Origin of the sequence: Bradyrhizobium cosmicum (assembly GCF_032290525.1) — a bacterium.
Taxonomy (GTDB): domain Bacteria; phylum Pseudomonadota; class Alphaproteobacteria; order Rhizobiales; family Xanthobacteraceae; genus Bradyrhizobium; species Bradyrhizobium cosmicum_A.
Map to the genome: position 1 here is coordinate 1 of NZ_JASXTA010000500.1, position 245 is coordinate 245.

At 66.9% G+C, this 245-nt stretch carries 1 protein-coding gene; it reads right to left on the minus strand.

Translation table 11 applies throughout. The features are described 5' to 3' along the window. A partial coding sequence (locus tag QSV46_RS40705; protein ID WP_314964401.1) for a TRAP transporter large permease subunit occupies positions 1 to 245 on the minus strand: 245 nt, incomplete at both ends.

The following is a 245-nucleotide window of genomic DNA, read 5'->3' on the forward strand; positions in this document are numbered from 1 at the left end:
GTGCCGGGTTGTAGATGAAGAAAAACGGCACGATGAAGCCGGCGGCAGCGAACTTCATCGCCTGCACGCCCGAGGCCCACAGGCCGGCCCCGCCGATTGACGCCGCAGCATACACGGCCAGCGCCACGGGCGGCGTCACGGCCGACAGGCAGGAGAAGTAGAACGCGAACATGTGCGCCGCCATGGGCTCCACACCGAGCTTCATGATCGCGGGCACGAGCAGCGCCGCCTGCATGATGTAGGCG